Annotated in this window: 21 protein-coding genes, 3 tRNA genes and 3 pseudogenes; 14 read left to right on the plus strand and 13 right to left on the minus strand. The window is 52.6% G+C overall.

Features of this window, described 5'->3' with window-relative positions; all coding sequences use genetic code 11:
• Positions 1 to 14: 14 nt before the first annotated feature.
• Both P3C52_RS18210 and P3C52_RS18215 read right to left on the minus strand, forming a co-directional pair.
• Positions 15 to 911, minus strand: a complete 897-nt coding sequence (locus P3C52_RS18210) for an aldo/keto reductase family oxidoreductase (RefSeq protein ID WP_275556333.1) — start codon at positions 909 to 911, stop codon at positions 15 to 17.
• A 69-nt stretch (positions 912 to 980) separates the two neighbouring features.
• Positions 981 to 1,220, minus strand: a complete 240-nt coding sequence (locus tag P3C52_RS18215) for a DUF1289 domain-containing protein (RefSeq protein ID WP_275556334.1) — start codon at positions 1,218 to 1,220, stop codon at positions 981 to 983.
• Positions 1,221 to 1,424: 204 nt separating this feature from the next.
• Here P3C52_RS18215 and eptA point away from each other — a divergent pair, with 204 nt between their 5' ends.
• From eptA to rnt, 3 genes are all read left to right on the plus strand, one after another.
• Positions 1,425 to 3,059 (plus strand): phosphoethanolamine transferase EptA, encoded by a 1,635-nt coding sequence (gene eptA / locus P3C52_RS18220; RefSeq protein WP_275556335.1) that lies wholly within the window; start codon positions 1,425 to 1,427, stop codon positions 3,057 to 3,059.
• Between the two features lie 387 nt (positions 3,060 to 3,446).
• Complete coding sequence (gene gloA / locus P3C52_RS18225; protein WP_275556336.1) at positions 3,447 to 3,854, plus strand: lactoylglutathione lyase; 408 nt, start codon at positions 3,447 to 3,449, stop codon at positions 3,852 to 3,854.
• 101 nt (positions 3,855 to 3,955) lie between these two features.
• Positions 3,956 to 4,636 carry a ribonuclease T gene (gene rnt, locus P3C52_RS18230; RefSeq protein WP_275556337.1) on the plus strand — a complete coding sequence of 227 codons (681 nt, stop codon included), beginning with the start codon at positions 3,956 to 3,958 and terminating at the stop codon, positions 4,634 to 4,636.
• Positions 4,637 to 4,688: 52 nt separating this feature from the next.
• Here the strand turns inward: rnt and P3C52_RS18235 are convergent, their stop codons facing one another.
• Entirely contained in the window at positions 4,689 to 5,024 is a 336-nt protein-coding gene (locus tag P3C52_RS18235; RefSeq protein WP_208615362.1) for a Grx4 family monothiol glutaredoxin, read from the minus strand.
• Between the two features lie 357 nt (positions 5,025 to 5,381).
• Between P3C52_RS18235 and P3C52_RS18240 the strand changes: the two genes are divergently transcribed.
• Both P3C52_RS18240 and purR read left to right on the plus strand, forming a co-directional pair.
• Positions 5,382 to 6,206, plus strand: a complete 825-nt coding sequence (locus P3C52_RS18240; RefSeq protein WP_275556338.1) for a C40 family peptidase — start codon at positions 5,382 to 5,384, stop codon at positions 6,204 to 6,206.
• Between the two features lie 433 nt (positions 6,207 to 6,639).
• Positions 6,640 to 7,665 (plus strand): HTH-type transcriptional repressor PurR, encoded by a 1,026-nt coding sequence (gene purR, locus P3C52_RS18245; RefSeq protein WP_275556339.1) that lies wholly within the window; start codon positions 6,640 to 6,642, stop codon positions 7,663 to 7,665.
• Between the two features lie 32 nt (positions 7,666 to 7,697).
• Here the strand turns inward: purR and punR are convergent.
• A pseudogene (gene punR / locus P3C52_RS18250) lies at positions 7,698 to 8,605 on the minus strand (DNA-binding transcriptional activator PunR).
• A gap of 112 nt (positions 8,606 to 8,717) precedes the next feature.
• On the opposite strand from punR, the gene punC reads away from it, so the two are divergent.
• Entirely contained in the window at positions 8,718 to 9,923 is a 1,206-nt protein-coding gene (punC, locus tag P3C52_RS18255) for a purine nucleoside transporter PunC (protein WP_275556340.1), read from the plus strand.
• Between the two features lie 270 nt (positions 9,924 to 10,193).
• The gene (gene cfa / locus P3C52_RS18260; protein WP_275556341.1) at positions 10,194 to 11,342 is read left to right on the plus strand and encodes a cyclopropane fatty acyl phospholipid synthase; all 1,149 of its coding nucleotides are present in this window, start codon (positions 10,194 to 10,196) and stop codon (positions 11,340 to 11,342) included.
• A gap of 69 nt (positions 11,343 to 11,411) precedes the next feature.
• Here cfa and P3C52_RS18265 read toward each other — a convergent pair whose 3' ends face one another.
• Complete coding sequence (locus P3C52_RS18265; protein ID WP_275556342.1) at positions 11,412 to 12,062, minus strand: riboflavin synthase subunit alpha; 651 nt, start codon at positions 12,060 to 12,062, stop codon at positions 11,412 to 11,414.
• 13 nt (positions 12,063 to 12,075) lie between these two features.
• A complete protein-coding gene (locus P3C52_RS18270; protein ID WP_275556343.1) occupies positions 12,076 to 12,204 on the minus strand; it encodes a hypothetical protein in 129 nt (42 codons plus the stop codon).
• 80 nt (positions 12,205 to 12,284) lie between these two features.
• On the opposite strand from P3C52_RS18270, the pseudogene P3C52_RS18275 reads away from it, so the two are divergent.
• The 6 genes and pseudogenes from P3C52_RS18275 (at position 12,285) to P3C52_RS18300 (ending at position 16,587) form a co-directional block, all read left to right on the plus strand.
• Positions 12,285 to 13,656 (plus strand): annotated as a pseudogene (locus P3C52_RS18275) (MATE family efflux transporter).
• A gap of 138 nt (positions 13,657 to 13,794) precedes the next feature.
• Positions 13,795 to 13,871, plus strand: a tRNA-Val gene (locus tag P3C52_RS18280).
• A gap of 4 nt (positions 13,872 to 13,875) precedes the next feature.
• Positions 13,876 to 13,952 (plus strand) — tRNA-Val (locus tag P3C52_RS18285).
• An 11-nt stretch (positions 13,953 to 13,963) separates the two neighbouring features.
• Positions 13,964 to 14,040 (plus strand) — tRNA-Val (locus P3C52_RS18290).
• Between the two features lie 597 nt (positions 14,041 to 14,637).
• Complete coding sequence (gene pykF, locus P3C52_RS18295; protein ID WP_275556344.1) at positions 14,638 to 16,050, plus strand: pyruvate kinase PykF; 1,413 nt, start codon at positions 14,638 to 14,640, stop codon at positions 16,048 to 16,050.
• Positions 16,051 to 16,350: 300 nt separating this feature from the next.
• Entirely contained in the window at positions 16,351 to 16,587 is a 237-nt protein-coding gene (locus tag P3C52_RS18300; RefSeq protein ID WP_002908860.1) for a major outer membrane lipoprotein, read from the plus strand.
• 146 nt (positions 16,588 to 16,733) lie between these two features.
• On the opposite strand, the gene P3C52_RS18305 is transcribed toward P3C52_RS18300, so the two are convergent.
• The 7 genes from P3C52_RS18305 to sufA all read right to left on the minus strand — a co-directional run bounded on the left by P3C52_RS18305 (position 16,734) and on the right by sufA (position 23,423).
• Positions 16,734 to 17,732, minus strand: coding sequence for a L,D-transpeptidase family protein (locus P3C52_RS18305; protein ID WP_275556354.1), 999 nt, complete (start codon positions 17,730 to 17,732; stop codon positions 16,734 to 16,736).
• 100 nt (positions 17,733 to 17,832) lie between these two features.
• Positions 17,833 to 18,249 carry a cysteine desulfuration protein SufE gene (gene sufE, locus P3C52_RS18310; protein WP_275556345.1) on the minus strand — a complete coding sequence of 139 codons (417 nt, stop codon included), beginning with the start codon at positions 18,247 to 18,249 and terminating at the stop codon, positions 17,833 to 17,835.
• A gap of 27 nt (positions 18,250 to 18,276) precedes the next feature.
• Entirely contained in the window at positions 18,277 to 19,500 is a 1,224-nt protein-coding gene (sufS, locus tag P3C52_RS18315; RefSeq protein ID WP_275556346.1) for a cysteine desulfurase SufS, read from the minus strand.
• Entirely contained in the window at positions 19,497 to 20,777 is a 1,281-nt protein-coding gene (sufD, locus tag P3C52_RS18320; RefSeq protein ID WP_275556347.1) for a Fe-S cluster assembly protein SufD, read from the minus strand. The genes sufS and sufD overlap by 4 nt, the downstream gene beginning before the upstream one ends.
• Positions 20,752 to 21,498, minus strand: coding sequence for a Fe-S cluster assembly ATPase SufC (gene sufC / locus P3C52_RS18325; RefSeq protein ID WP_275556348.1), 747 nt, complete (start codon positions 21,496 to 21,498; stop codon positions 20,752 to 20,754). The genes sufD and sufC overlap by 26 nt, the downstream gene beginning before the upstream one ends.
• A gap of 46 nt (positions 21,499 to 21,544) precedes the next feature.
• Positions 21,545 to 23,041, minus strand: coding sequence for a Fe-S cluster assembly protein SufB (gene sufB, locus P3C52_RS18330; protein WP_275556349.1), 1,497 nt, complete (start codon positions 23,039 to 23,041; stop codon positions 21,545 to 21,547).
• A 7-nt stretch (positions 23,042 to 23,048) separates the two neighbouring features.
• Positions 23,049 to 23,423 (minus strand): Fe-S cluster assembly scaffold SufA, encoded by a 375-nt coding sequence (sufA, locus tag P3C52_RS18335; protein ID WP_275556350.1) that lies wholly within the window; start codon positions 23,421 to 23,423, stop codon positions 23,049 to 23,051.
• Between the two features lie 391 nt (positions 23,424 to 23,814).
• On the opposite strand from sufA, the pseudogene P3C52_RS18340 reads away from it, so the two are divergent.
• Positions 23,815 to 24,218: pseudogene (locus P3C52_RS18340) on the plus strand (hypothetical protein).
• Position 24,219: the final 1 nt, after the last annotated feature.

Here is a 24,219-nt window from a genome sequence, read left to right on the forward strand (position 1 = left end):
TTTTTTGCGTATCTTTACGGCACATCGTAGCCCAACGCCGCTTTACGAATACGGAACCATTGCTGACGGCTAAGTTGAATAGCCGTTGCTTTTTGCGCGGCGCGCACACGCTCAATTTTTCCTGAGCCAATGATGGGCAACGGCGTCGAAGGTAAGCGCATAATCCAGGCATAAACAACCTGCTCAATAGATTCGGCGCCGGTTTCTTCAGCAACAGCCTGCAACTCGGCACGCAGCGGCGCTGATTTCTCTTCACTGAACAGCCGACCGCCGCCCAGACAGGACCATGCCATCGGCTTGATGCGCAACTGCTGGCACTGGTCGAGCGTACCGTCCAGCAGGGTATCCTGACAGAGCGGAGAGATTTCTACCTGATTGGTCGCCAGGGTAAACGGCAGGCGCGACTGCAACAGCGAAAACTGCGACGGCGTAAAGTTAGATACGCCAAAGTGACGAACCTTGCCGCTCTGATGTAGCGCAGTAAACGCTTCGGCGATGTCGTCAGCATCCATGAGCGGATCGGGGCGGTGAATCAGCAGCAGATCGAGATAATCCGTGGCAAAGTGGCGTAATGAATTTTCCGCGCTGCGAATAATATGATCGGCATCGGTAATATAGTGGCCCAACGCATTTTCCGGGCGTGCGGTGGTAGCGATACCGCACTTGCTCACCAGCTCTATACGCTGACGCAGCGAGGGATCCAGCCGTAGCGCGGCGCCGAACGCGGCCTCGCACTGATAATCCCCGTAAATATCCGCATGATCGACGGTGGTAATCCCCAGCGCCAAGTGCTGTTCAATAAATGTCACCAGTTGCTGGGCGGACATTTGCCACTCCATCAGCCGCCAGTAGCCCATCACCAGTCGGGAAAATTCCGGTCCCTGAGGCGCGATACATACACGTTCTGTCATTTTGCTTCCTTCGGCTAAGTTTTCAGGACCGCAGTATACGCCGATGCCAGAGAATAAAAGCGGGGAATATCAAAAGAGTGACGGCTGTTGGGGTTCTTCGGGAGGCGGTGCTTTTTCACTGCGTTGCAGGCGTAGCCAGCGCTGCCGACAAAGGCGCAGCACCTCGCGCTTTTGCGCATCGCTGAACTTCATCCAGTTAAAGCGTTCATCGCGGCTACGCATACAACCACGGCAGTAACCTCGTTCGTCGGACTGGCAAACTCCACGGCACGGGCTTGGCACCGGGAAAAACTCTAGCTGCTCCGCCACATCGCCTCCTGATTAATGCATTTCTTTCATTGAAGACAGCATCCCTCCGTAGCGCAAGCTGAGGCCTGAAAATTCTTTACGCGGCGAGAGGCAAATCTAATCTTTGGCTAACCAGAGGGTTACAGATCGCTTAAATCAAGCGCGTTAAGGTTTTACTAATGTTTTTCGACTAAGCTGCAACAAATCCTTCTATTAAGCGTCATCATGTTGCTGCTGAAAAAACTTCGCTGTAGAGAATCGACATTCCTTATCGGTTGCGCTTTATATTTTACTTTCATCCTTAACGCTCTGTTTATTGTGCGCGCCGCAGAAAGGACGCCGCTGACACATCTGCATGACTATCTCTTTCTGGCCTCGATCCCGCTGGTGCTGTTTTGCGCCTTTATGCTGATATTTAATCTGTTAGTTTTGCCATGGCTCGGCAAACCGCTGTTAATTATTCTGCTGCTGTGCGGCGCGGCCGCGAACTATTTTATGTATAGCTTCGGCACGGTAATCGACACCAATATGGTGCAGAACGTCTTTGAAACAGACCTTCAGGAGACGACGGCGCTGCTCAGTCCGCGTTACTTACTGTGGATGCTGCTGCTGGGCGTGATCCCTGCTGTGGTGATAGCCATGACGAAAATCATACGCCCGCGCCCCTGGTGGTTTGCGCTGGCCAGCCGCGCGCTGTGGTGTATCGGCTCGGTGCTGCTCGTTCTGCTGATCGCCGCCCTGATGTATAAGGATTACGCCTCGCTGTTTCGTAATAACAAAGGGCTGGTGAAAATGGTGGCACCCGCCAATGTGGTGAGCGGAACCATTAATTATGTGAATAACCGCTGGCTACAAGGGAGCCAGGCGCTGGTACGTATTGGCCAGGATGCTCATAAAGGGCCGGTAATTAAAGCGGCCAGCAAAAAGACGCTGGTGATTTTCGTGCTGGGTGAAACGGCACGTGCGGAGAACTTCTCTTTAGGCGGCTATGGTCGCGAAACGAACCCGAAGCTGAAACAGCAGCAGGTCATTTACTATCAGCATGCCAGCTCCTGCGGCACCGAAACCGCGATTTCCGTACCCTGTATGTTTTCAGGTATGCCGCGCACGCAATATAACGCCAATCTGGCGCGCCATCAGGAAGGCCTGATGGATGTGCTGGCCCATGCCGGCGTGAACGTTATGTGGCGCGAAAATGATGGCGGCTGTAAAGGCGCCTGTAACCGTATTCCGCATACCGATATGACTCAGTGGAAGCTTAATGAATTCTGCCACAGCGACTACTGTCTGGATGATGTGCTGCTGCATCGCCTGTCGAACTATATTGATGGCGTAAAGGATGATTCCGTTATCGTACTGCATCAGATGGGCAGCCACGGCCCGGCTTACTATTTACGTTACCCGCCCGCGATGCGGCAGTTTACGCCGACCTGCGACAGCAAACAGATTCAGGATTGCGATCATCAGGCGCTGGTCAATACCTACGACAATACGCTTTTCTATACCGATTCGATGCTGAGCGACACCATCGATCTGTTAAAGCGCTATCAGGATCGCTTTAACGTGGCGCTGATTTATCTCTCCGATCACGGTGAGTCGCTGGGCGAGAAAGGGATGTATCTGCACGGTACGCCTTATCTGTTCGCGCCCAGCCAGCAGACGCATATTCCATTTCTGGTCTGGCTCTCCGCTGATTATGCGCGCACTTATGGCGTTAACGAGACCTGTCTGCGCCAGCATGCGCAACAGGACGAGGTCTCACAGGATAACGTTTTCCATACGTTACTGGGAATGGTCAACGTTCAGACCGGACTTTACCAGCCAGCACTCGATCTGCTGAAGGTGTGTCAGATGCATTAAGGTTGCATTAGGCCAGCGGGTCTATTACCCTGAGAGCTATGTGTTAAACGACACGATCGCATACTAAAAGCTGCTCGCCACCGGCGAGCAGCTTTGTTTATAGCGCGGTGTTACCGGCTTAAACGGCAGAAGTACCAGGTCGCTTATACTGCGGCGAAATCAGCCATATGGCTGATTTCGCCGTCGTTTGCGTAAACCGCTATTCTGGCGCCACGTTAACGCAAGCGACGATTTTATTGTGAAAGCCTCGGCGCTAAATAAAAAAACGCCATTTTCAATACGACTGGTCTACTAACACAAGAGCCTTGATTTTTCGCTCGGTATCCGGCAGCTATACTAAGCTTTTTTCGACTGTCATCGGATGATGACCCCTTTCAGGAGACAATTATGCGCTTACTTCATACTATGCTGCGCGTTGGCGATATGCAGCGTTCACTCGATTTTTATACGCGCGTGCTGGGCATGCGCCTGCTGCGTGAAAGTGAAAATCAGGAATATAAATACAACCTGGCTTTTGTTGGCTACAGCGATGAAAGCGAAGGCGCGGTAATCGAGCTGACCTACAACTGGGGCGTCGATAAATACGATCTCGGTAACGCCTATGGCCACATCGCACTGGGCGTGGACGACGTGGCAGCCACCTGTGAAAAAATCCGTCAGGCAGGCGGCAATGTGACGCGTGAAGCCGGCCCGGTAAAAGGCGGCAGCACTATCATTGCGTTTGTTGAAGATCCGGACGGTTATAAAATCGAACTGATTGAAAATAAACAGGCCGGTCACGGTCTCGGCAACTAACTATCCAGGGCGCTTTTCGGCGCCCTTCTTCTTCCCGCTGCTGCAACCTCAGGCGAAATTTGCCATAATGCGCGCTGCTTTTTTTCGCCAACGAGATCCTGATGTCTGAATCGAAACAACTGAACGCTTTATCTGAACGCTTCCGCGGGTTTTATCCGGTGGTGATTGATGTGGAAACGGCCGGATTTAATGCCAAAACCGATGCGCTGCTGGAAGTTGCCGCCGTTACGTTGAAAATGGATGAGGACGGCTGGCTACAGCTTGACCAGACGCTGCATTTTCATGTCGAGCCTTTTGAGGGCGCGATCCTGCATCCTGAAGCGCTGGCGTTCAATGGTATCGATCCGACAAATCCGCTGCGCGGTGCGGTTAATGAATATGATGCGCTGCATGCGATTTTTAAGCAGGTGCGCAAAGGAATCAAAGATCACGGCTGCAACCGGGCGATTGTGGTGGCGCATAACGCCAATTTTGACCACAGCTTTATGATGGCCGCCGCCGAACGCGCCAGCCTGAAACGCAATCCTTTCCATCCGTTTGCGACCTTCGATACCGCCGCGCTGAGCGGGCTGGTGGTCGGTCAAACCGTCCTGGCGAAAGCCTGTAAGGCCGCAGGCATTGCTTTTGACGCCAGCCAGGCCCATTCGGCGCTGTACGATACGGAACGCACTGCGGAGCTGTTTTGTGAACTGGTAAATCGCTGGAAACGTCTGGGCGGCTGGCCGCCGCTGCTGGTCGGCGAAGAACAGCCCGAAGAAGCGCCAGATAGCGCGGGGCTGTAACGTAAAAAGGGCGCTATCCGCGCCCTTTTACTTTTCAGCAAGTTAAATCAGCTTATTCAGCTTCTTTATATTTTTCTGCGGTTTCTTTAATCAGCGTCTGCAGTTCGCCGCGCTGGAACATTTCAATAACGATATCGCAGCCGCCCACCAGCTCGCCATCAACCCACAGCTGCGGGAACGTTGGCCAGTTGGCATATTTCGGCAGCTCAGCGCGAATATCAGGATTCTGTAAAATATCAACATAGGCGAAGCGCTCGCCACAGGCAGAGAGAGCCTGAACGGTCTGCGCAGAAAAACCGCAGCTTGGCAGCTTCGGTGAGCCTTTCATATATAACAGAATTGGGTTTTCTGCGATCTGACGCTGAATTTTTTCAACAGTACTCATAATTGCCTTCCTTAAATAGCTTGCTTCGTGTCTATTGATTGTAGCGACTGTAACGGGTCGCTGAAAACGACATTTTCTGTAAGGTTAAATACCTCAGGTTATTATGCCGGTCGTTAAGAATAAAATAACGCCCAACGGGCCCTTTTATGGGACGCCGATTAATATCCGGCAATAATTCTGTTGAGATAAGCAGCTGTTTCTGCTTATTTTTACATCTTAATGCAATTAAACGTTGTTTGTCTGAAAAAGGCTTTATGTTTTCGTAAACAGTTCGATTAGAATTGGCTTTCGGGGATCTGCCGCTATGGTAGAAACAGGATTAACTTTGCGCGCTTATCGCGCTTTTAGTGTAACCACACCATGCGTTTACTGATTACGCTTTTTATGCTGGCTTTTGCGCAACTCTTTTTTAATGTGGCGCAGGCTTCCCCGCAGGCGCCGGTTAAGGCCAGCCAGCATAAAATTGATAAGAAAAGCGCCCGCGATGACGATCGCCGTAAGCGTCGTCCCTTAAAAACCGCCGCTAAAAAATCACGCCCGGCGACCGTTGAAAAAAACAAGATAAAGAAAAAAGGCAAGCCTGCGGCAAGCCATGCCGAAACGGTAACCGCGAAGAAAAGCCGCTCGACGAAAAAAAGCAGCGTCAAAACCGCCAGCACCAAAAAAGGCAGCGTTAAGACCACAAAGGCACGTTACGGCCGTCAACGCGGCGATAAGAAAACGGCGCAGGCCGCGTTGCGCGGGCCTCTGGAAATGAGCAAGGCGCATCGGGCTCGTTATCAAAAGGCGCGCGAAACGGCGATGAATAAGCTGATGAGCCAGCTTGGCAAACCTTATCTTTGGGGAGGCACCTCTCCTCATACCGGCTTCGACTGTAGCGGCCTGGTCTGGTATGCCTACAAAGATGTCGTAAAATTCAAAATTCCGCGTACCGCCAATGAAATGTACCATTTGCGCGACGCGGCGCCGGTTAATCGCGAAGCGCTGGAGAAAGGCGATCTGGTTTTCTTCCGCATCAATAATCGTGGCGCGGCCGATCATGTCGGCGTTTACCTGGGCAATGGGCGTTTTATTCAGTCACCACGTACGGGTAAAGATATTCAGATCAGCCAGCTTAGTGATGATTACTGGCAGCGTCATTACGTCGGCGCGCGGCGGGTAATGACGCCACGCACCATTCGCTGAATGCGTTGCGCAATAAAAAAAGCCTGTCATAAGACAGGCTTTTTTTATTGCCAGCACTCTGTTAGTGCATAACTGCCGTAAAGCTAAAAGCTATGATTAGCAGCAGCGCTGCCACGGTAGTGGTTAACGACAGTTTTAAATCGGTACTCATTGCGCCCCCTCAATCCCTACAAACAGTAATGTTATAGATTTTCCCATACTCCAGGGTAAAAATCTCGTTTTCTTTGCGCCACCTTGGTAGAATCCCCGCCTTGCGTTGCGCAACAACGGAAATCACCGCTGTTGGCCCCTTTTTTCAAAGACGTCCCGCCAAGCCAGACGTAACTCAGCCAGCATTATTAACCTATTCAAGCGCTGAATTACGCCATGCGGACGCAAACGTTTAACATTAGCCATATCAAACTATTACGATAGGCGCAGGAGTATTTTTTTAATGGCAACAATCAAAGATGTCGCGAAGCGTGCTGGCGTTTCCACCACCACGGTTTCGCACGTCATTAATAAAACCCGTTTTGTCGCGGAAGAAACCCGCGAAGCGGTATGGGCTGCAATCAAAGAACTGCACTATTCTCCCAGTGCGGTAGCACGTAGCCTGAAGGTCAATCACACCAAATCGATTGGCCTGCTGGCGACCTCCAGCGAAGCGCCCTATTTTGCTGAAATTATTGAGGCGGTAGAAACGCGCTGTTTCGCCCGCGGCTATACGCTTATTCTTGGCAACGCCCACAACGATCTGCAGAAACAGCAGGCCTATCTGTCGATGATGGCCCAGAAGCGCGTCGATGGCCTGTTGGTCATGTGTTCTGAATACCCTGAAGCGCTGCTGAAAATGCTGGAAGAGAACCGCAACATTCCTATGGTTGTGATGGACTGGGGCGAATCGCGCGGCGATTTTACCGATACCGTGCTGGATAATGCGTTTGAAGGCGGTTATATCGCCGGACGCTATCTGATCGAGCGTGGCCATCGCGATATTGGCATTATTCCCGGTCAGATGGAGCGCAATACCGGCAGCGGCCGTTTTGCTGGTTTTATCAAGGCACTAAACGAAGCGAATATTCCGGTGCGCGATGAGTGGATCGTACAGGGCGATTTTGAGCCAGAATCGGGCTATCGCGCGATGCAGCAAATTCTGGCACAGAAGCAGCGCCCGACCGCCGTTTTCTGTGGCGGCGATATTATGGCGATGGGTGCCATTTGCGCAGCGGATGAGATGGGCCTGCGCGTACCGCAGGATATTTCGGTCATCGGCTACGATAACGTGCGCAACGCCCGCTATTTCACGCCTGCGCTTACCACGGTGCATCAGCCTAAAGAGCAGTTGGGCGAAACGGCGTTCGATATGCTGTTAGATCGTATTATTAATAAGCGTGAAAAGTCGCAAACGATTGAAGTTCATCCCACCCTGATTGAACGCCGCTCCGTCGCCGACGGCCCGTTCCGCGACTATCGCCGCTAATCTCAACGCTCAGGGCCATCGGCCCTGAGTTGTTACGCTTCCCGCAGCCATTCCCGATTGAGCGTTTCCGTATCGCCAAGATAGTCGAGTAGCCAGCGCAGCGCCGGCGAGCTGCTCTGTTCTGACCAGCTGACGCAGCAGGGCTGTCCGGGAAAGGCGCTGGCAGCGTCAGCTCGACCAGCGCGCCGGATGCCAACAGCGGCGCGGCAAAATGCCCCGGCACCATACCCACGCACAGCCCCGCGCGCAAACAGTCAAACGCGCTTTCCCAATCCGGCACCACCAGACGCCTCTGATTATCCAGCGTCCAGGTGGTACGGCGCGGCAACGCACGCGAGGTGTCTTCCAGCACCAGTGAAGGCCAGGGACGGATATCATCATCCTGCAATCCGCTCGTCACGCCAGCTAACGGATGCTCAGCGCTGACCACACAGCGCCAGTTCAGTACGCCCATATCGCGAAAGGCAAAGCGCCCACCTACTGGTATCGCCTGTGTCGCGCCAATGGCAACGTCAACGCGGTTATCCGCCAGCGCGTCCCAGACACCGTTAAAGACTTCCGGCGTAATCAACAATTCCATATCGGGAAAGTGGCGGTAAAAATCGAGAACCAGCTGGCGCGTACGCTGTGGCTTTACAATCCGATCGACAGCGATGCTTAGCTGTCCGCGCCAGCCGTTGGCGACCTGCTGGCACTGACGGCGTGTGGCTAGCATTTTTTTGATAACAGTGCGTCCTTCGCGAACAAAAAGCTCACCAGCCTCGGTCAGCACCACATCCCGGTGCCGCCGCTCAAATAGCGGAACCGCCAACCATGCTTCCAGCTGACGTACCGTATAACTGATTGCTGAAGGCACGCGGTGGAGTTCCTCCGCGGCCGCAGAGAAACTTCCGGTACGTGCAACGGCATCAACCACTTCAAGCGCATATTCAGACCACATCTCTTGCCTGCAAAAATTTTGATGTCAGTCGGCAAATTTTAGCGTTTCACATTGAGAAAAACATCCTTTACCCTCGCGCCGTCTGTCCACCTGCTAAATAAATGAGAAAGAGATGTCTGCTACAAAAGGATTTATGTTGTATCTGGCGTTACTCAGTACGCTGGGTTTTCTGGCAACTGATATGTACCTGCCGGCGTTTACCGCTATGCAGGCGAGTTTTCACACCTCTGCGGGCGTTATCAGTGCCAGCCTGACCGTGTTTTTAGGCGGCTTTGCCTGCGCACAGCTGCTGTGGGGCCCGCTTTCCGATCGCTTCGGCCGCAAACCGGTGTTGTTGCTGGGCCTGACAATGTTTGCTGTCGGCTGCGCCGGTATGCTCTGGGCTACCGAGGCCTGGCAGATGTTAACCCTGCGCTTTATTCAGGCGGTCGGCGTTTGCTCCGCCGCCGTCAGCTGGCAGGCGCTGGTCGTTGACCGCTACCGCGGCGCACAGGCGAACCGCGTTTTTGCCACTATTATGCCGCTGGTAGCGCTGTCGCCCGCGCTGGCACCGCTGCTGGGCGCCTGGCTGTTAAGCCACTTTTCCTGGCACGCCATCTTTTTAGTGCTGTTTCTGATTACCCTGCCGCTGCTGTTTGCTACGGCGAGGCTGCAAAAAGCGGCGGCACCGTCAGATGCCCAGCGTTCGCGCACCGGTTTTTTCCGGCTGCTGGCGTCACGCGTCTACAGCGGCAACGTAATGATTTATGCCGCCTGCTCCGCCAGTTTCTTTGCCTGGCTTACCGGCTCGCCTTTTATTCTGCATGATTTAGGGCTCAGCCCTGCCGATATTGGCCTGAGCTATATTCCGCAAACCATCGCTTTTTTAATTGGCGGCTTTGGTTGCCGTTCTGCGCTTCAGCGTCGTAAAGGGCAAACGCTGCTTCCTGCCCTGCTGATTTTTTATGCGGTAAGCGTTGCCGCGCTGTTTATCGTTGCGGTTAGCGGCAACGTTACATTGTGGGGATTGTTGATTCCTTTTTGCGGCATGGCATTAGCTAACGGCGCCATTTATCCCATCGTCGTCGCTAATGCGTTGCTGCCTTTTCCGCAGGATACCGGCAAAGCCGCTGCGCTACAGAATTGCCTCCAGTTGGGACTTTGCTTTTTTGCGAGCCTGGCGGTTTCCAGCTGGCTAAGCCATCCACTCCTGACCACCAGCGCGGTGATGCTGTTTACGATTGTGCTGGTCGCGCTGGGTTATCTGTTGCAGTACAGCGCGGCAGCAAAAACGGTAAATGGCTCCACAAGTCCTGAGATAAGTCGCGACAACACATGATTAGCAAACTAATCATTAGCCGTTGTATATTGCCCAGCGTGAGCATATACTCCTTTGCAGGCAGTCACTTATAATAATTCGTGCGCTTTTTCCCGGTCAGACGGATCGCTTCTCACGTTCTGACACTTAGCTGACCGGGCATTCACTCATTTCAATCCTCTGCTTAACGTCGTAATTCAGGCACACGGTTTTCCGTGCGTTTTCTCACAATCCTGTAGAAATTGACTATTCTGTTTCTCAGGTTCGTATCACACAGGTGATGGAGAAGCTATGAGTTCATCGTGCATAGAAGAAGTGAACCTGGAGGAAAACCATTGGTATCGTATCGCCCATGAAATGCTGGAAATGGCCGATATTGAAGTCAATGGCAATCGTCTCTGGGACATTCAGGTTAAAAATCCTGACTTTTTTAAACGTGTATTACAGGAGGGATCCCTCGGTCTTGGCGAGAGTTACATGGATGGCTGGTGGGAATGCGAACGGCTTGATATGTTTTTTCACCGCGTGCTGAAGCACAAGCTGGATCAGCAACTCCCTCATCATTTCAAAGATACCTTACGCATCGCGGCAGCGCGCCTGACCAATTTACAGTCTAAAAAGCGCGCCTGGATGGTGGGTAAAGAGCATTACGATTTAGGCAACGATCTTTTTTCGCTTATGCTTGATCCCTTTATGCAGTATTCCTGCGGCTACTGGAAAGAAGCCGGTACGCTGGAAGAGGCACAGCAGGCTAAGCTAAAAATGATTTGCGAAAAACTACAGCTGAAGCCGGGCCTGAAACTGCTGGATATTGGCTGCGGCTGGGGCGGTCTGGCAGAGTTTGCCGCACGTCATTATGGCGTTACCGTTCACGGCGTCACCATTTCCGCAGAGCAGCAAAAAATGGCGCAACAGCGCTGTGAAGGACTGGATGTCACTATTCTGCTGCAGGACTATCGCGATCTTAATGACCAGTACGACCGTATTGTCTCTGTCGGGATGTTCGAACACGTCGGCCCTAAAAATTATGCGACCTATTTCGAGGTGGTCGACCGCAATCTGAAGCCTGACGGGCTGTTCCTGCTCCATACTATCGGCGCCATTAAAACCGATATGAATGTTGATCCGTGGATCGATAAATATATCTTCCCCAACGGTTGTTTACCTTCGGTGCGTCATATTGCCGAAGCCAGCGAGCCGCATTTTATTATGGAAGACTGGCATAATTTCGGTGCCGATTACGATACAACGCTGATGGCGTGGTATGAGCGTTTTCTGAAGGCGTGGCCGCAACTGGCTGAAAAATATGGTGAGCGCTTTAAACGCATGTTTACCTATTATCTGAATGCCTGCGCCGGTGCTTTCCGCGCCCGTGATATTCAGCTGTGGCAGGTCGTTTTCAGCCGCGGCGTTGAAGGCGGAATGCGCGTTCCGCACTAATATAAAAAAAACGTGCCAGGCGCGGTTTGACGGCTTAAAAACAGGCAACCGGGTTGCCTGTTTTTTTTATTATTCGCCAGTTTCGTTCTGAAGGCTGGCTGCCAGCGCCGCTTCACGCTGCGCCAGGACGCGCTCAACTGTATCGACGATCGCCTGCGTATGCGGATCGATTTCAATGTTGACCCGCTGCCCCAGCTTTTTCGTGCCCAGCGTGGTGCGCGCCAGGGTTTCAGGAATTAAATGCACGCAAAATTTAGTTTTAGTGACGTCGCCAACGGTCAGGCTGATGCCATCGATACCAATAAACCCTTTGTGAAGAATATATTTCAGCAGCGAGCTGTCCTGCGGCTTAAACCAAATTTCACGGTTATTTTCTGCATTTATAATCTTGCAGATTTCCGCCGTGGTCATAATATGGCCGGACATCAAATGCCCACCGATTTCATCGCTAAACTTAGCCGCACGTTCGATATTAACCACATCGCCCGTCTGTAAATCGCCAAGGTTAGTAATACGCAACGTCTCTTTAACTAAATCAAAGCTGACGCGATCGCCATCAACCTCGGTTACGGTCAGACAGCAGCCATTATGTGCGACCGATGCGCCCAGCTCCAGACCCGGTAATAACTCTGGCGGCATTTTAATAATATGGGTACGAAAGTTCGTTTTTTCCTCAATAGCAACCACCTCGGCGGTGCCCTGCACAATTCCGGTAAACATAGATTAGCCTCAGTTAGTTTTTGCTGATATTAACATACTCTCCGCCGCAGACCAGGCTGGCAAAGGCAGGAAAACAGCCCGCTTCACGCATAAAATGCTGTTTCTTTAAGACCTTGATGCCGTTATGATCCTGCACCAACATGACGCATCATTATCTATTCTTTATTATCTCGCCCTCTGGGTAATTCTTTATTCATTTTTAAAACATAAAAAGGTGTTTACGTGCAGAAGTATCTGACAGAAGCGCGTCAATTATTAGCTCTTGCCATTCCGGTTATTCTGGCGCAGGTCGCGCAAACGGCCATGGGATTTGTCGATACGATTATGGCCGGTTCAGTTAGCGCAACCGATATGGCGGCGGTGGCGGTCGGCACCTCTATCTGGCTACCCGCTATTTTATTTGGCCACGGCCTTATTCTGGCCTTAACGCCGGTAGTGGCGCAGCTTAACGGCTCCGGTCGACGCGAGCGGATCGCCCGTCAGGTGCGCCAGGCTTACTGGCTGGCGGCGCTGGTGTCGGTGCTGATCATGGTGGTGTTATGGAACGCCGGTTATATGATTCACGCCATGCACGATATTGATCCGGCGCTGGCCGATAAAGCGGTTGGCTATCTGCGTGCGCTGCTCTGGGGGGCGCCCGGTTATCTCTTTTTCCAGGTTGCACGCAACCAGTGCGAAGGCCTGTCGAAAACCAAACCCGGCATGGTGATGGGCTTTATCGGGCTGCTGGTTAACATCCCGGTTAACTATGTTTTTATTTATGGCCATCTGGGCATGCCCGCGCTGGGCGGCGTCGGCTGCGGCGTGGCGACCGCATCGGTCTACTGGGTCATTTTTATTGTTATGCGGCTGTGGATCAAACGGGCGCGCTCTATGCGCGATATCGCCCTGCCCGACTACTTCAGCGCGCCAGACTGGAACGTACTGAAACGGTTAACGCTTCTTGGATTGCCGGTGGCGCTGGCGCTCTTTTTTGAAGTCACCCTGTTTGCCGTGGTCGCCCTGCTGGTCTCTCCGTTAGGGATCGTGAATGTCGCCGGTCACCAGATTGCGCTTAACTTCAGCTCGCTGATGTTTGTGCTGCCGTTGTCCCTGGGCGTGGCGACCACGATTCGCGTGGGCTTTCGTCTCGGCCAGGGTTCGGTGGCAGCGGCGAAAGTGGCGGCCTGGACCGGCCAGGGCGTCGGCATCCTGATGGCGGCGATGACGGCGCTGTTTACCGTTACCTTTCGTGAGCAGATCGCTCTGCTGTATAACGACAATCCGCAAGTGGTGACTCTGGCTGCGCAATTGATGCTGCTGGCGGCAATCACCAGTTTTCCGACTCCATTCAGGTTATCGGCAGCGGGATTTTGCGCGGCATAAAGATACCCGTTCAATCTTCTTTATTACGCTGATCGCCTACTGGGTTATCGGCCTGCCGAGCGGTTATGTACTGGCGCTGACCGACTGGCTGGTGCCGCCAATGGGCCCGGCTGGATTCTGGTGCGGCTTTATTCTGGGCCTGACGTCGGCGGCCATTATGATGCTGTGGCGTATTCGCCGACTGCAAAAACTTCCGGCGGAACTAATTCTGTCGCGCGCGGAACATTAAGATAAAGGCCCGCCGCGGCTAAAAAAACGGCGGGTCGCACAGTTGATGGGCAGTCGCGCAGAAAATTGCATGTTTCTGCTTGCCAGCGGTGAACAGTGTCGCTAATATTCGTCCCCGCCGTCACCCAAGACGGCAGATGCGTTCTTAGCTCAGTTGGTTAGAGCACCACCTTGACATGGTGGGGGTCGATGGTTCGAGTCCATTAGAACGCACCAAAGTGCGTCCGTAGCTCAGTTGGTTAGAGCACCACCTTGACATGGTGGGGGTCGGTGGTTCGAGTCCACTCGGACGCACCAAAAATTTCGATGCGTTCTTAGCTCAGTTGGTTAGAGCACCACCTTGACATGGTGGGGGTCGATGGTTCGAGTCCATTAGAACGCACCACTCTCTCTGGTTACAGTTCCCTTTATCGTTCTCCTTACGCTTACGTTTTATCTCCCTGTTTCCCGCTCTGCGCACGCCCTTTTCGTCCTTTTGCTTTGCCATTAAAAAGCCTTCATTAGCAGGCATATTTTATGCGCAACTTATTTGCAGGTTGTATCTGACTTTTACTAATCAATCCCTGTTTTATCAGAACTTTCCTGGTATTGTCCTGCTTTCATTTATGCCGCTTAGCCCAATTTAAACGCCCGTTAAACGGCCCGGATGCCGTTTCCGCAACGTGACTTTCTTTGATCTCACACCAGCTGCACGCACGCTTTTTGGTTGGTTTTCGTATACTTAGCGTCTATACTATCGCCCGGTGTTTCACTTGAATGGTTTCAGCCAATTGACGTGCCCTAACCTACACTCACAACCAGTTGCGCAACTCGCCCACGCGGGCCATGGAACATCATCGCACAACTTCCTCTGCACGCTTCATATCTGTCACCTATTCTTAGTTTGTATCGCTATCCGCTCGCTGAGCATGAATATTTCCCCGATGCACCAGGCATCGACCTCAAACCTTAATCATCCATCACAACTTACAGATAACTTGTCATGAAAAAGACCAAGATCGTTTGTACTATCGGCCCTAAAACTGAATCCGAAGAGATGCTGACCAATCTGCTGGAAGCAGGCATGAACGTTATGCGTCTTAACTTCTCACACGGCGACTACGAAGAACATGGCCGCCGTATCGCCAACATCCGTGCGGTTATGGAAAAAACCGGTCGTCAGGCGGCTATCCTGCTGGATACCAAAGGCCCGGAAATCCGCACCATGAAACTGGAAGGCGGCAACGACGTTTCCCTGAAAGCGGGTCAGACGTTCACCTTCACCACCGATCAGTCCGTGATTGGTAACAGCGAACGCGTTGCAGTGACCTACGCGGGCTTTGCTGCCGACCTGAAAATCGGCAATACCGTTCTGGTTGACGATGGCTTAATCGGTATGGAAGTCACCGAAGTCAACGAAAATACCGTGGTATGTAAAGTGCTGAACAACGGCGACCTCGGCGAAAATAAAGGCGTTAACCTGCCGGGCGTGTCTATTCAGCTGCCAGCGCTGGCGGAAAAAGATAAGCGCGATCTGATTTTCGGTTGCGAACAGGGCGTCGATTTTGTTGCGGCTTCCTTTATTCGTAAGCGTTCTGACGTGCTGGAAATCCGCGAGCATCTGAAAAAGCATGGCGGCGAGCATATCCAGATCATCTCTAAAATCGAAAACCAGGAAGGTCTCAACAATTTTGATGAGATCCTCGATGCGTCTGACGGCATCATGGTTGCCCGCGGCGACCTCGGCGTGGAAATCCCTGTTGAAGAAGTGATTTTCGCGCAGAAAATGATGATCAAAAAGTGTAATAAAGCACGTAAAGTTGTGATTACCGCGACCCAAATGCTTGATTCCATGATCAAGAACCCGCGCCCTACTCGTGCGGAAGCGGGCGACGTCGCGAACGCCATTCTGGATGGCACCGATGCGGTTATGCTGTCTGGTGAAAGTGCGAAAGGTAAATATCCGCTGGAATCCGTAAGCATCATGGCGACCATCTGCGAACGTACCGATCGCGTGATGAAATCCCGCATTGATACGCTGAACGACAATCGTAAGCTGCGTATTACCGAAGCGGTGTGCCGTGGTGCCGTGGAAACCGCCGAGAAACTGGAAGCGCCGCTGATTGTAGTCGCAACCGAAGGCGGTAAATCTGCGAAGTCCGTACGTAAATATTTCCCGGACGCGACTATCCTGGCGTTAACGACCAATGAAATCACCGCACGTCAGCTGCTGCTGAGCAAAGGCATCGAAGCGCGCGTAGTGAAAGAAATTGCTTCTACCGATGATTTCTACCGTATTGGAAAAGAAATCGCGCTGGAAAGCGGTTACGCGCAGAAAGGTGATGTTGTGGTCATGGTATCAGGTGCCCTGGTACCAAGCGGAACGACAAATACCGCTTCTGTTCACGTACTGTAAATAATTACAGCCTTGAAGAAAAAAGCGCCGAACAGGCGCTTTTTTTATTTCGGCGTAAACGTTATTGCCAAAAATTCCAATTGAAAATAACAATAAAAGCTGGCTTTCAGGAAAGATTAAATCAATTAAATCTGACTGTTTTCATTTATTTTTTCGCCTTTATTGCCTTAACAGATGTTTCTTTGAGCGAACGAGCAAAATTAAGCATGTTCTCATCAAAAATTTATTCTCATACCAAAAAACTTTGTGTAATACTTGTAACGCTACATGGAGATTAACTCAATCTAGAGGGTATAAATAATGAATCGTACTAAACTGGTACTGGGCGCGGTAATTCTGGGTTCAACTCTGCTGGCTGGTTGCTCCAGCAATGCTAAAATCGACCAGCTGTCAAGCGACGTTCAGACTCTGAACGCTAAAGTTGACCAGCTGAGCAACGACGTGAACGCAATGCGTTCTGACGTACAGGCTGCTAAAGATGACGCAGCTCGTGCTAACCAGCGTCTGGACAACCAGGCTCACTCTTACCGTAAGTAAGAGTTCTGGTAATAAAAATGGCGTCCAATGGACGCCATTTTTTTTGCGTTTTTCCTCTGTTTTATTTGTCTGTTATCTGTTTGTTTCCCGCGCCTTGTTTCTCGATTTCTCTTTCTGTTAACGACAGATATTTCTAACGCGCTCTGTTAGCTTCTGTCAGTTTTTTCTGACTGAGCCGTAGTCACCTCTGCCCGTTGCGCTTTCGGCTCGTCAGCGGCCCGCTGAGGCGTTATGGCGTCGCTTTCGCTTACCGCTTCGCCCAGATTAACCAGAACAGGCATGCCAGAACGACGCTCCAGCGCGGCCTTAATCAAAGCAGTGTCACTCTCATCACTATTAATAAAGCGCTTAATCGCTTTGGTGAGCGGTAGCGGCATGGTTTGCGGATCGTCCTGTTCGCTGCGCGATAACGGCTGATGCACTTCGATATAGCGCTTACCGTCAGGCTCAACCGCATACTTCACGGGCTGATTAATAATCTGTACTCGCGTACCTTTCGGCACGCTGTTAAACAGCGCCTCTATATCATCAGGACGCAGGCGAATACAGCCGGAGCTGACGCGCATACCAATGCCAAAATCAGCGTTAGTGCCGTGAATCAGATAGTGGCCTTTGCCATAAGCCAGCCGCAGCGCAAACATGCCCATAGGATTATCCGGCCCGGCCGGAATAACCGCAGGCAACGTCACGCCATCTTTGGCGTAGCGTTTGCGAATATTCTCGGTAGGCGTCCAGGTAGGATTAGGGATCTTTTGACTGATGCTGGTGACTACGGAAGGCGTCATAATTCCCTGTTGACCAATGCCTACCGGATAGACAATCACCTTATTTTCCCCTTTCGGGTAATAGTAAAGGCGTAGCTCCGCCAGGTTAACCACGATACCTTCACGTTTGGTATCGGGCAGCAGCATTTGCTGAGGAATGATGAGTTCGCTACCCGCTTTGGGCAGCCAGGGATCGATGCCAGGATTGGCTTCCAGCATATTAAGCAGACCGATTTTATAGCGGGCGGCAATATCTTCTAACGGGCGATTATTGTTGGGCACAATCGTTGTGACATTTTCGCCAATCAGGCGACTGTTTTCGGCAGGAAGGGGATATTCAGTCGCGCTGACCAGACGCGGCACAAGCAGCGCGGCGCACATTAGCCAGCCTGCGAAGGGAAGATGAACGTTCATGTAGGCTTCTCTCATCGTAAAGAATACGCACCCCGCCAACCGTAGCGGGGTGTGAGAGAAGTGTAGCTTAGCAGAGCGCCTGCGCGCGGGTACGAATAGTGCGGATCATCGCTTCCAGCCCCTGGGAACGGGAAGGCGTAAGATGCTGCGTTAAAGCCAGTTGCTCAAACCAGGGACGCACATCAAATTCGGTAATTTGCTGCGGTGTCATGCCCTGATAAAGGCTAAAAACAATAGCAATCAAGCCTTTAACGATAGCGGCATCACTGTCGCCCTGCAGGTCGATGGTGCCGTCTGCGTTTTGCTGCATAACGATCCAGACCTGACTCTGGCAGCCAGAAACGCTGTATTCAGGCTGGTGGAAGGAATCGGATAATTCCGGCAGCTTGCCACCCAGCTCAATCACATACAGGTATTTTTCTTCCCAGTTGGCGCAGCGGTTAAAGTTGCGCACCAGCTTCTCTTTTTCTGGCAGTAGCGCCATTCCTTCCTCCCTTGCCGACTGGACGGCTTAGCCGCCCAGCAGGCGATGTATACGTGTCAGTCCGGCAGCCAGTCTGTCGGCTTCTTCTTCGCTATTATACATAGCGAACGAGGCGCGACACATAGCCGGAACGCCGTAGTGTTTCATCAGCGGCATGGCGCAATGATGGCCGGTGCGAATGGCAATGCCATACTGATCGAGGAAGCTGCCAACATCGTAAGCGTGATGATCGCCAAGATTAAACGCGATAACGCCGGCGCGCGTCTGCGGCCCATAAATTTTCAGGCCCGGCACCGACGCCAGCTTATCCAGCGCATAACGCATCAGCGCCTGTTCCCGTTGCTGAATATTCTCCAGCCCCAGCGCCTCGACATAGGCCAGCGCAGCGCCAAGCCCGATAATGCCGACGGTGTTCGGCGTACCCGCTTCCAGGCTCCACGGCGTTTTAGCCCAGGTGGTCCCTTCCGGCAGCACTACGGTTTCAATCATTGCGCCGCCGCCCTGCCACGGCGGCAGCGTCGACAGCAGCGCCTGACGCCCGTAAAGAATGCCGACGCCGGTCGGACCGTAGATTTTATGGCTGGAAAAGACATAAAAGTCGCAGTCAATATCCTGCACATCGACAGGCTGATGCATGACCGCCTGGGCGCCATCCACCAGCGTAACCAGACCGGCAGCCTTTGCCTGCGCCACCAGCGCTTTTACCGGGTTGATGGTGCCCAGCACGTTGGAAACGTGCGTAACGGCCAGCAGGCGCGTCCGATCATCGATTAACGCTGCGAGCCGCTCGCTCTCCAGCTCCCCTTCCGCCGTAAGCGGCAGAACGCGAATCGTGGCACCGGTATGTGCCGCGATCATCTGCCAGGGCACGATATTCGCGTGATGCTCCATCTCAGTGATAATGATGTTATCACCTGGCTGAAGCTGACTGCCGCCCCAGCTGTTGGCAACCAGATTAATCCCTTCCGTAGTGCCTTTAACGAAAACGATCTCTTCCGGCGAAGCGGCATTAAGAAAACGCGCCGCCTGGGCGCGCACGTTTTCCATATCTGTCGTCGCAGCGGCGCTGAGGGAATGGATCCCGCGATGCACCGCCGCATAGCCGTGCTGGCTGAAATGACTTTCAGCATTGATTACCGCCAGCGGTTTCTGCGCGCTGGCCGCGCTGTCAAGATAGGCCAACGGCTGTCCGTTGACCTCGCGCGACAGAATCGGAAAATCGGCCCTGACGCGTGCGAGATCAAAACTCATTGAATGCCTCCAGGAAAACGCTGGGCGATGCGTTGCAGAACCACCTCTTTCAGCGTTTCATTATCAATCGCTTCGGTCAGCTCAGCGGCAAAGGCGTAAATGATCATGCGCTGCGCATCTTCTTCGCTAATACCACGCGCGCGCAGATAGAACATCTGCTCTTCGTCAATGCGCCCTACCGTTGCGCCGTGGCTGCATTTCACATCATCGGCATAGATTTCCAGCTGCGGCTTGGTGTCCACCTCCGCCAGGCGTCCCAACAGCAGGTTGTTGTTGGTCATCTGTCCGTCGGTTTTCAGCGCATGCTGCGCCACTTTAATCATGCCGTTAAACACAGCGCGCGCCCGATCGCGCACGATGGTTTTATGCAGCTGGCGGCTCTGGCAGTAGCCTTTGTTATGCTCCAGATAAGTGCGGGTGTCGCAGACCTCTTTGTCCACCGGCAGCACCAGGCTGTTGATCGCCAGGTTGCTGTTCTCGCCGTTGAGCTGCGCGCTGGTATTGTGGCGGCTCAGTCCGGCGCCCAGCAGGAAACTGTGGCTGCTTACGCGCGCATCACGGCCTGTCACCAGATCGTTATGGGCAAAGTGATAGCTGTTGCTGTTTTCAAACGAGAGCTTGGTATGCGTCAGCTGAGCATTATCGCCGACCGCCATAGTCAGACGAGCGCCGGTAAAGTGCGGCTGCGCATTCAGGCTCACGTAATGCTCAAGAACCTGCGCCTCGGCACCCTCTTCAATCTGCAGATGATGGCGATAATGCACCGTATTCAGCTGCTGTTCCGCGCGTCCGCTGCTGATATGCAGCAGATAGAGCGGACGGGGCGCGGCTTTACCGCGCGGCAGCCGAATAGTCATCGCCTGCTCAGCCAGGCTTTCGGTGAGATGCAGGAACACTTCCGGCTGCACCGGCGCGGCAAAATTACGTCTTTCCGCCGCGCTGGCAAGCTGCACGTCAAACAGATCGAAGCGGTCATCGCTCAGGCTGCGATTAAAATAGCCGTCAACGAAAACCAGACGCACCGCGTCCAGCGGCAACGCCAGGCGCGCCACCTCTTCCGCCGTTAGCGCTTTTTCTTCCGGCAGAACAAATTGTTGGCTGAACAGTTCGTCCAGCGGCGTATATTTCCAGTTTTCCTGTTTGCGCGTCGGCAGGCCAAGCCGCATCAGCTGCTGCCAGTGCTGTTGCGCCTGTAATGAGCGATCGTCGCCGCGCGATTCAAACAGATGGTGCCACTGTTGCAGCGCGTTTTCACTCCTGGTCGGTAAGCCAGCCATAGCCTTGCTCCTCCAGCTGTTTCACCAGCGTAAAGTCGCCAGATTTCACGATTTTGCCCTGATACAGCACATGCACGTAGTCCGGCTTGATATAGTCAAGAATACGCTGATAGTGCGTGACGATAATAAAGGCACGCTTGCCGTCGCGCAGCGAGTTCACCCCGTTCGCCACGATTTTCAGCGCATCAATATCCAGACCGGAATCGGTCTCATCAAGAATGCAGAGATCCGGCTCCAGTGCTGCCATCTGCAGAATGTCATTACGCTTCTTCTCGCCGCCGGAAAAACCAACGTTAACGGAGCGTGTCAGCAAATCTTCCGGCATTTTCAGCAGTTCGATTTTCTCTTCGATAAAGTCCTGGAAATCGAAACGATCCAGCTCATCCTGCTGACGATATTTACGCACCGCGTTGACGGCGGTTTGCAGGAAAAACTGGTTGCTGACGCCAGGGATCTCAACCGGATACTGGAAAGCCATAAAGATGCCTTCACCGGCGCGATCTTCCGGCGAAAGCTCCAGCAGGTCTTTGCCTTTAAACGCGACAGAACCACCGGCGATTTCATACTCTTCGCGTCCGGCCAGCGTAGCGGAAAGCGTACTTTTACCGGAGCCGTTTGGCCCCATAATCGCATGGACTTCGCCCGGTTTTACCTCAAGATCCAGCCCGCGCAGGATCGCTTTATCTTCAATGTTTACCTGTAAATCTTTAATGCTTAACATGTTTTATCCTTCGCTTGCCCGCAGGCTACGATGCAGCGCGTCGGCATTAGCCAACGCTGTGTTCCAGACTAATGGCCAACAGCTTTTGCGCCTCTACGGCAAATTCCAGCGGCAGCTCGGAGAAGACGTCTTTACAGAAGCCGTTAACGATCATCGAAATCGCATCTTCCTCGCTGATACCGCGTTGCAGGCAATAGAACAGCTGATCTTCGCCAATACGGGAAGTGGTCGCTTCATGCTCCAGCTGCGCGGTGTTATTACGGGTTTCCACGTAGGGGAACGTATGCGCGCCGCAGTCCGGGCCAATCAGCATTGAGTCACACTGCGTAAAGTTACGGGCATTGGTCGCGGTTGGCATAATTTTCACCAGGCCACGATAGGTGTTCTGGCTTTTCCCGGCGGAAATCCCTTTGGAGATAATGGTCGATTTGGTGTTTTTACCAATGTGGATCATTTTGGTGCCGGTATCAGCCTGCTGGCGGCCGCTGGTCAGCGCCACCGAATAAAACTCGCCGATAGAGTTATCGCCGCGCAGGATCACGCTGGGGTATTTCCAGGTGATCGCCGAGCCGGTTTCCGATTGCGTCCAGGACATTTTGCTGCCGTCGCCTTCGCACAGCGCGCGCTTGGTCACGAAGTTCAGAATCCCGCCTTCGCCTTCGCCGCCGGGGAACCAGTTCTGCACCGTGGAATATTTCACTTCAGCGTTTTTATGGATGATCACTTCCACCACCGCCGCATGCAGCTGATAGCTGTCGCGCACCGGCGCGGAACAGCCTTCGATATAGCTGACGTAGCTGTCTTCGTCGGCAATCAGGATCGTACGTTCGAACTGGCCGGTTTTTGCCGCGTTAATGCGGAAATAGGTCGACAGCTCCATCGGGCAGCGCACGCCTTTCGGGATATAAACGAAGGTGCCGTCGGATGCCACCGCTGAGTTCAGCGCCGCAAAGAAGTTGTCGTTATGCGGCACCACGGTGCCAAGGTATTTCTGCACCAGTTCCGGGTGTTCCTGAATGGCTTCGCCGAACGAGCAGAAAATGATGCCCTGCTCCGCCAGCTTATGACGATAGGTTGTCGCCACGGAGACCGAGTCGAAAATGGCGTCAACGGCCACTTCTTTCCCTTCACGGACCGGCACCCCGAGCTGGTCGAACGCCTTTTCCACTTCCTGCGTCAGGTAGCTACTGCCAGCCTGACCGCCAGAAGATTGCAACGCGCCCGGCTCTGAGGCGCAGCTGTCATCGCAGTTGCCGCAAGAAGGCGCCGAGTAATAGCTGTAATCCTGATAATCCAGCTTGTCGTAATGGGCTTTCAGCCAGTGTGGCTCTTCCATTTTCAGCCAGGCTTCATACGCCTTCAGGCGGAATTCCAGCATCCACTCTGGTTCATTACGCTTGGCGGAAATGGCGCGCACCACCTCTTCACTGATGCCATGCGCCAGCTCGTCGGTTTGCAGTTGGGTAAAGAAGCCTTCTTTATAATTTTGGCGGCCGCCTTCCCAGATTTGTACGTCATCTGATGCTTCACTGTTTCGGGACATAGCACTTTTACTCAACGCCAAAGCTCTCGCCACAACCGCAGGCGTGCTGAGCTTTAGGGTTATTAAATTTAAATACCTGATTCAGACCTTCGCGAACGAAATCTACCTGCGTACCGTCAATAAAAGGCATCGCCTGCAACGGCACATAGAGCGTGGCGCCCTGATGCGTAAACAGCAGATCGTCAGCTACCGGTTCTTTTACCAGATCCATGGTGTAGCCGAAGCCCGCGCAGCCAGACTGTTTAACGCCCAGTCGAAGTCCTAAAACATGCGGATCGTTAGCGGCCAGCGCTTTAATCTGCTGCGCTGCGCTGTCAGTTAAGGTCAAACCTTTCCAGATAAACTCATCTGGAGAGAAAGAGGCCGGATTTGCAGTTTGCATAGTTTATTACCTCACGATGCGATGCCTTGCAGGCTTATCCCACTATGTTAGTGATAATGATAATTGCTTCAACCTCTTGTTTTGCAGGGATAAGCGCAAAGTACGGGTTTTAACGCCCATTTACTAAGGATAGTCTCTGTAAAACATAATGCGCTTTCTGGCACCAGGCGCATGTTTACAAAGAATATTATTTTAAAATCATTAATTTAAAAAATGTTGCCTGTAAGGACAGAAAACACTAACCATTCTACGCTGATGTTATAAATTCAGCATTGTTAATGCCGATTTAATCAACAGGCCGCATTAATCGATAAATTATCGCGTTGCGCCATTGCAACCTGAGGCGTTTTTATTATGATAATGATTATCATTAACATACCACAGGTGACACATGAACGTTTCCGTTAACGCCTGGCTGCAATACAAAATTGATGAGTACAAGTTTGCCGTACGCGATGTGACGGTGGATTTCACCTGGCGCAGGCAAAGTTGAATCGTCCTGATTGTTCACTCGATCAGCTGCGCAACTTTAATGATACCTGCTTAGATATGGCCGAACTCTGCCAGCTCAATGGCGATGAGCAAAGTTATCTTCATGCGCTGGGCAAACTTCATCACCGGCTGCTGCAGGAAATTAATAATACGCAGCGGGAACGGCTGTTTCGTATGCAGGCCTGTCAGCTGGCGCGGCATTCGTTAAGCAAGCTTTGCCATCAGCTGATGATGAGCGGCGACTGGGAAAAAGCCACCGCTCTGCAAAGCGATTTTGTGAAACATGCGGCGTGGATTTGGTAAG

The organism is Mixta sp. Marseille-Q2659, from assembly GCF_940807255.1.
Classification (GTDB): domain Bacteria; phylum Pseudomonadota; class Gammaproteobacteria; order Enterobacterales; family Enterobacteriaceae; genus Mixta.

Coding starts and splice junctions, on each gene's coding strand:
- P3C52_RS18210 (WP_275556333.1), bottom strand. CDS start 911: ATGACAGAACGTGTATGTATCGCGCCTCAGGGACCGGAATTTTCCCGA.
- eptA (WP_275556335.1), top strand. CDS start 1,425: ATGTTGCTGCTGAAAAAACTTCGCTGTAGAGAATCGACATTCCTTATC.
- gloA (WP_275556336.1), top strand. CDS start 3,447: ATGCGCTTACTTCATACTATGCTGCGCGTTGGCGATATGCAGCGTTCA.
- rnt (WP_275556337.1), top strand. CDS start 3,956: ATGTCTGAATCGAAACAACTGAACGCTTTATCTGAACGCTTCCGCGGG.
- P3C52_RS18240 (WP_275556338.1), top strand. CDS start 5,382: ATGCGTTTACTGATTACGCTTTTTATGCTGGCTTTTGCGCAACTCTTT.
- purR (WP_275556339.1), top strand. CDS start 6,640: ATGGCAACAATCAAAGATGTCGCGAAGCGTGCTGGCGTTTCCACCACC.
- punC (WP_275556340.1), top strand. CDS start 8,718: ATGTCTGCTACAAAAGGATTTATGTTGTATCTGGCGTTACTCAGTACG.
- cfa (WP_275556341.1), top strand. CDS start 10,194: ATGAGTTCATCGTGCATAGAAGAAGTGAACCTGGAGGAAAACCATTGG.
- P3C52_RS18265 (WP_275556342.1), bottom strand. CDS start 12,062: ATGTTTACCGGAATTGTGCAGGGCACCGCCGAGGTGGTTGCTATTGAG.
- P3C52_RS18270 (WP_275556343.1), bottom strand. CDS start 12,204: ATGTTGGTGCAGGATCATAACGGCATCAAGGTCTTAAAGAAACAGCAT.
- pykF (WP_275556344.1), top strand. CDS start 14,638: ATGAAAAAGACCAAGATCGTTTGTACTATCGGCCCTAAAACTGAATCC.
- P3C52_RS18300 (WP_002908860.1), top strand. CDS start 16,351: ATGAATCGTACTAAACTGGTACTGGGCGCGGTAATTCTGGGTTCAACT.
- P3C52_RS18305 (WP_275556354.1), bottom strand. CDS start 17,732: ATGTGCGCCGCGCTGCTTGTGCCGCGTCTGGTCAGCGCGACTGAATAT.
- sufE (WP_275556345.1), bottom strand. CDS start 18,249: ATGGCGCTACTGCCAGAAAAAGAGAAGCTGGTGCGCAACTTTAACCGC.
- sufS (WP_275556346.1), bottom strand. CDS start 19,500: ATGAGTTTTGATCTCGCACGCGTCAGGGCCGATTTTCCGATTCTGTCG.
- sufD (WP_275556347.1), bottom strand. CDS start 20,777: ATGGCTGGCTTACCGACCAGGAGTGAAAACGCGCTGCAACAGTGGCAC.
- sufC (WP_275556348.1), bottom strand. CDS start 21,498: ATGTTAAGCATTAAAGATTTACAGGTAAACATTGAAGATAAAGCGATC.
- sufB (WP_275556349.1), bottom strand. CDS start 23,041: ATGTCCCGAAACAGTGAAGCATCAGATGACGTACAAATCTGGGAAGGC.
- sufA (WP_275556350.1), bottom strand. CDS start 23,423: ATGCAAACTGCAAATCCGGCCTCTTTCTCTCCAGATGAGTTTATCTGG.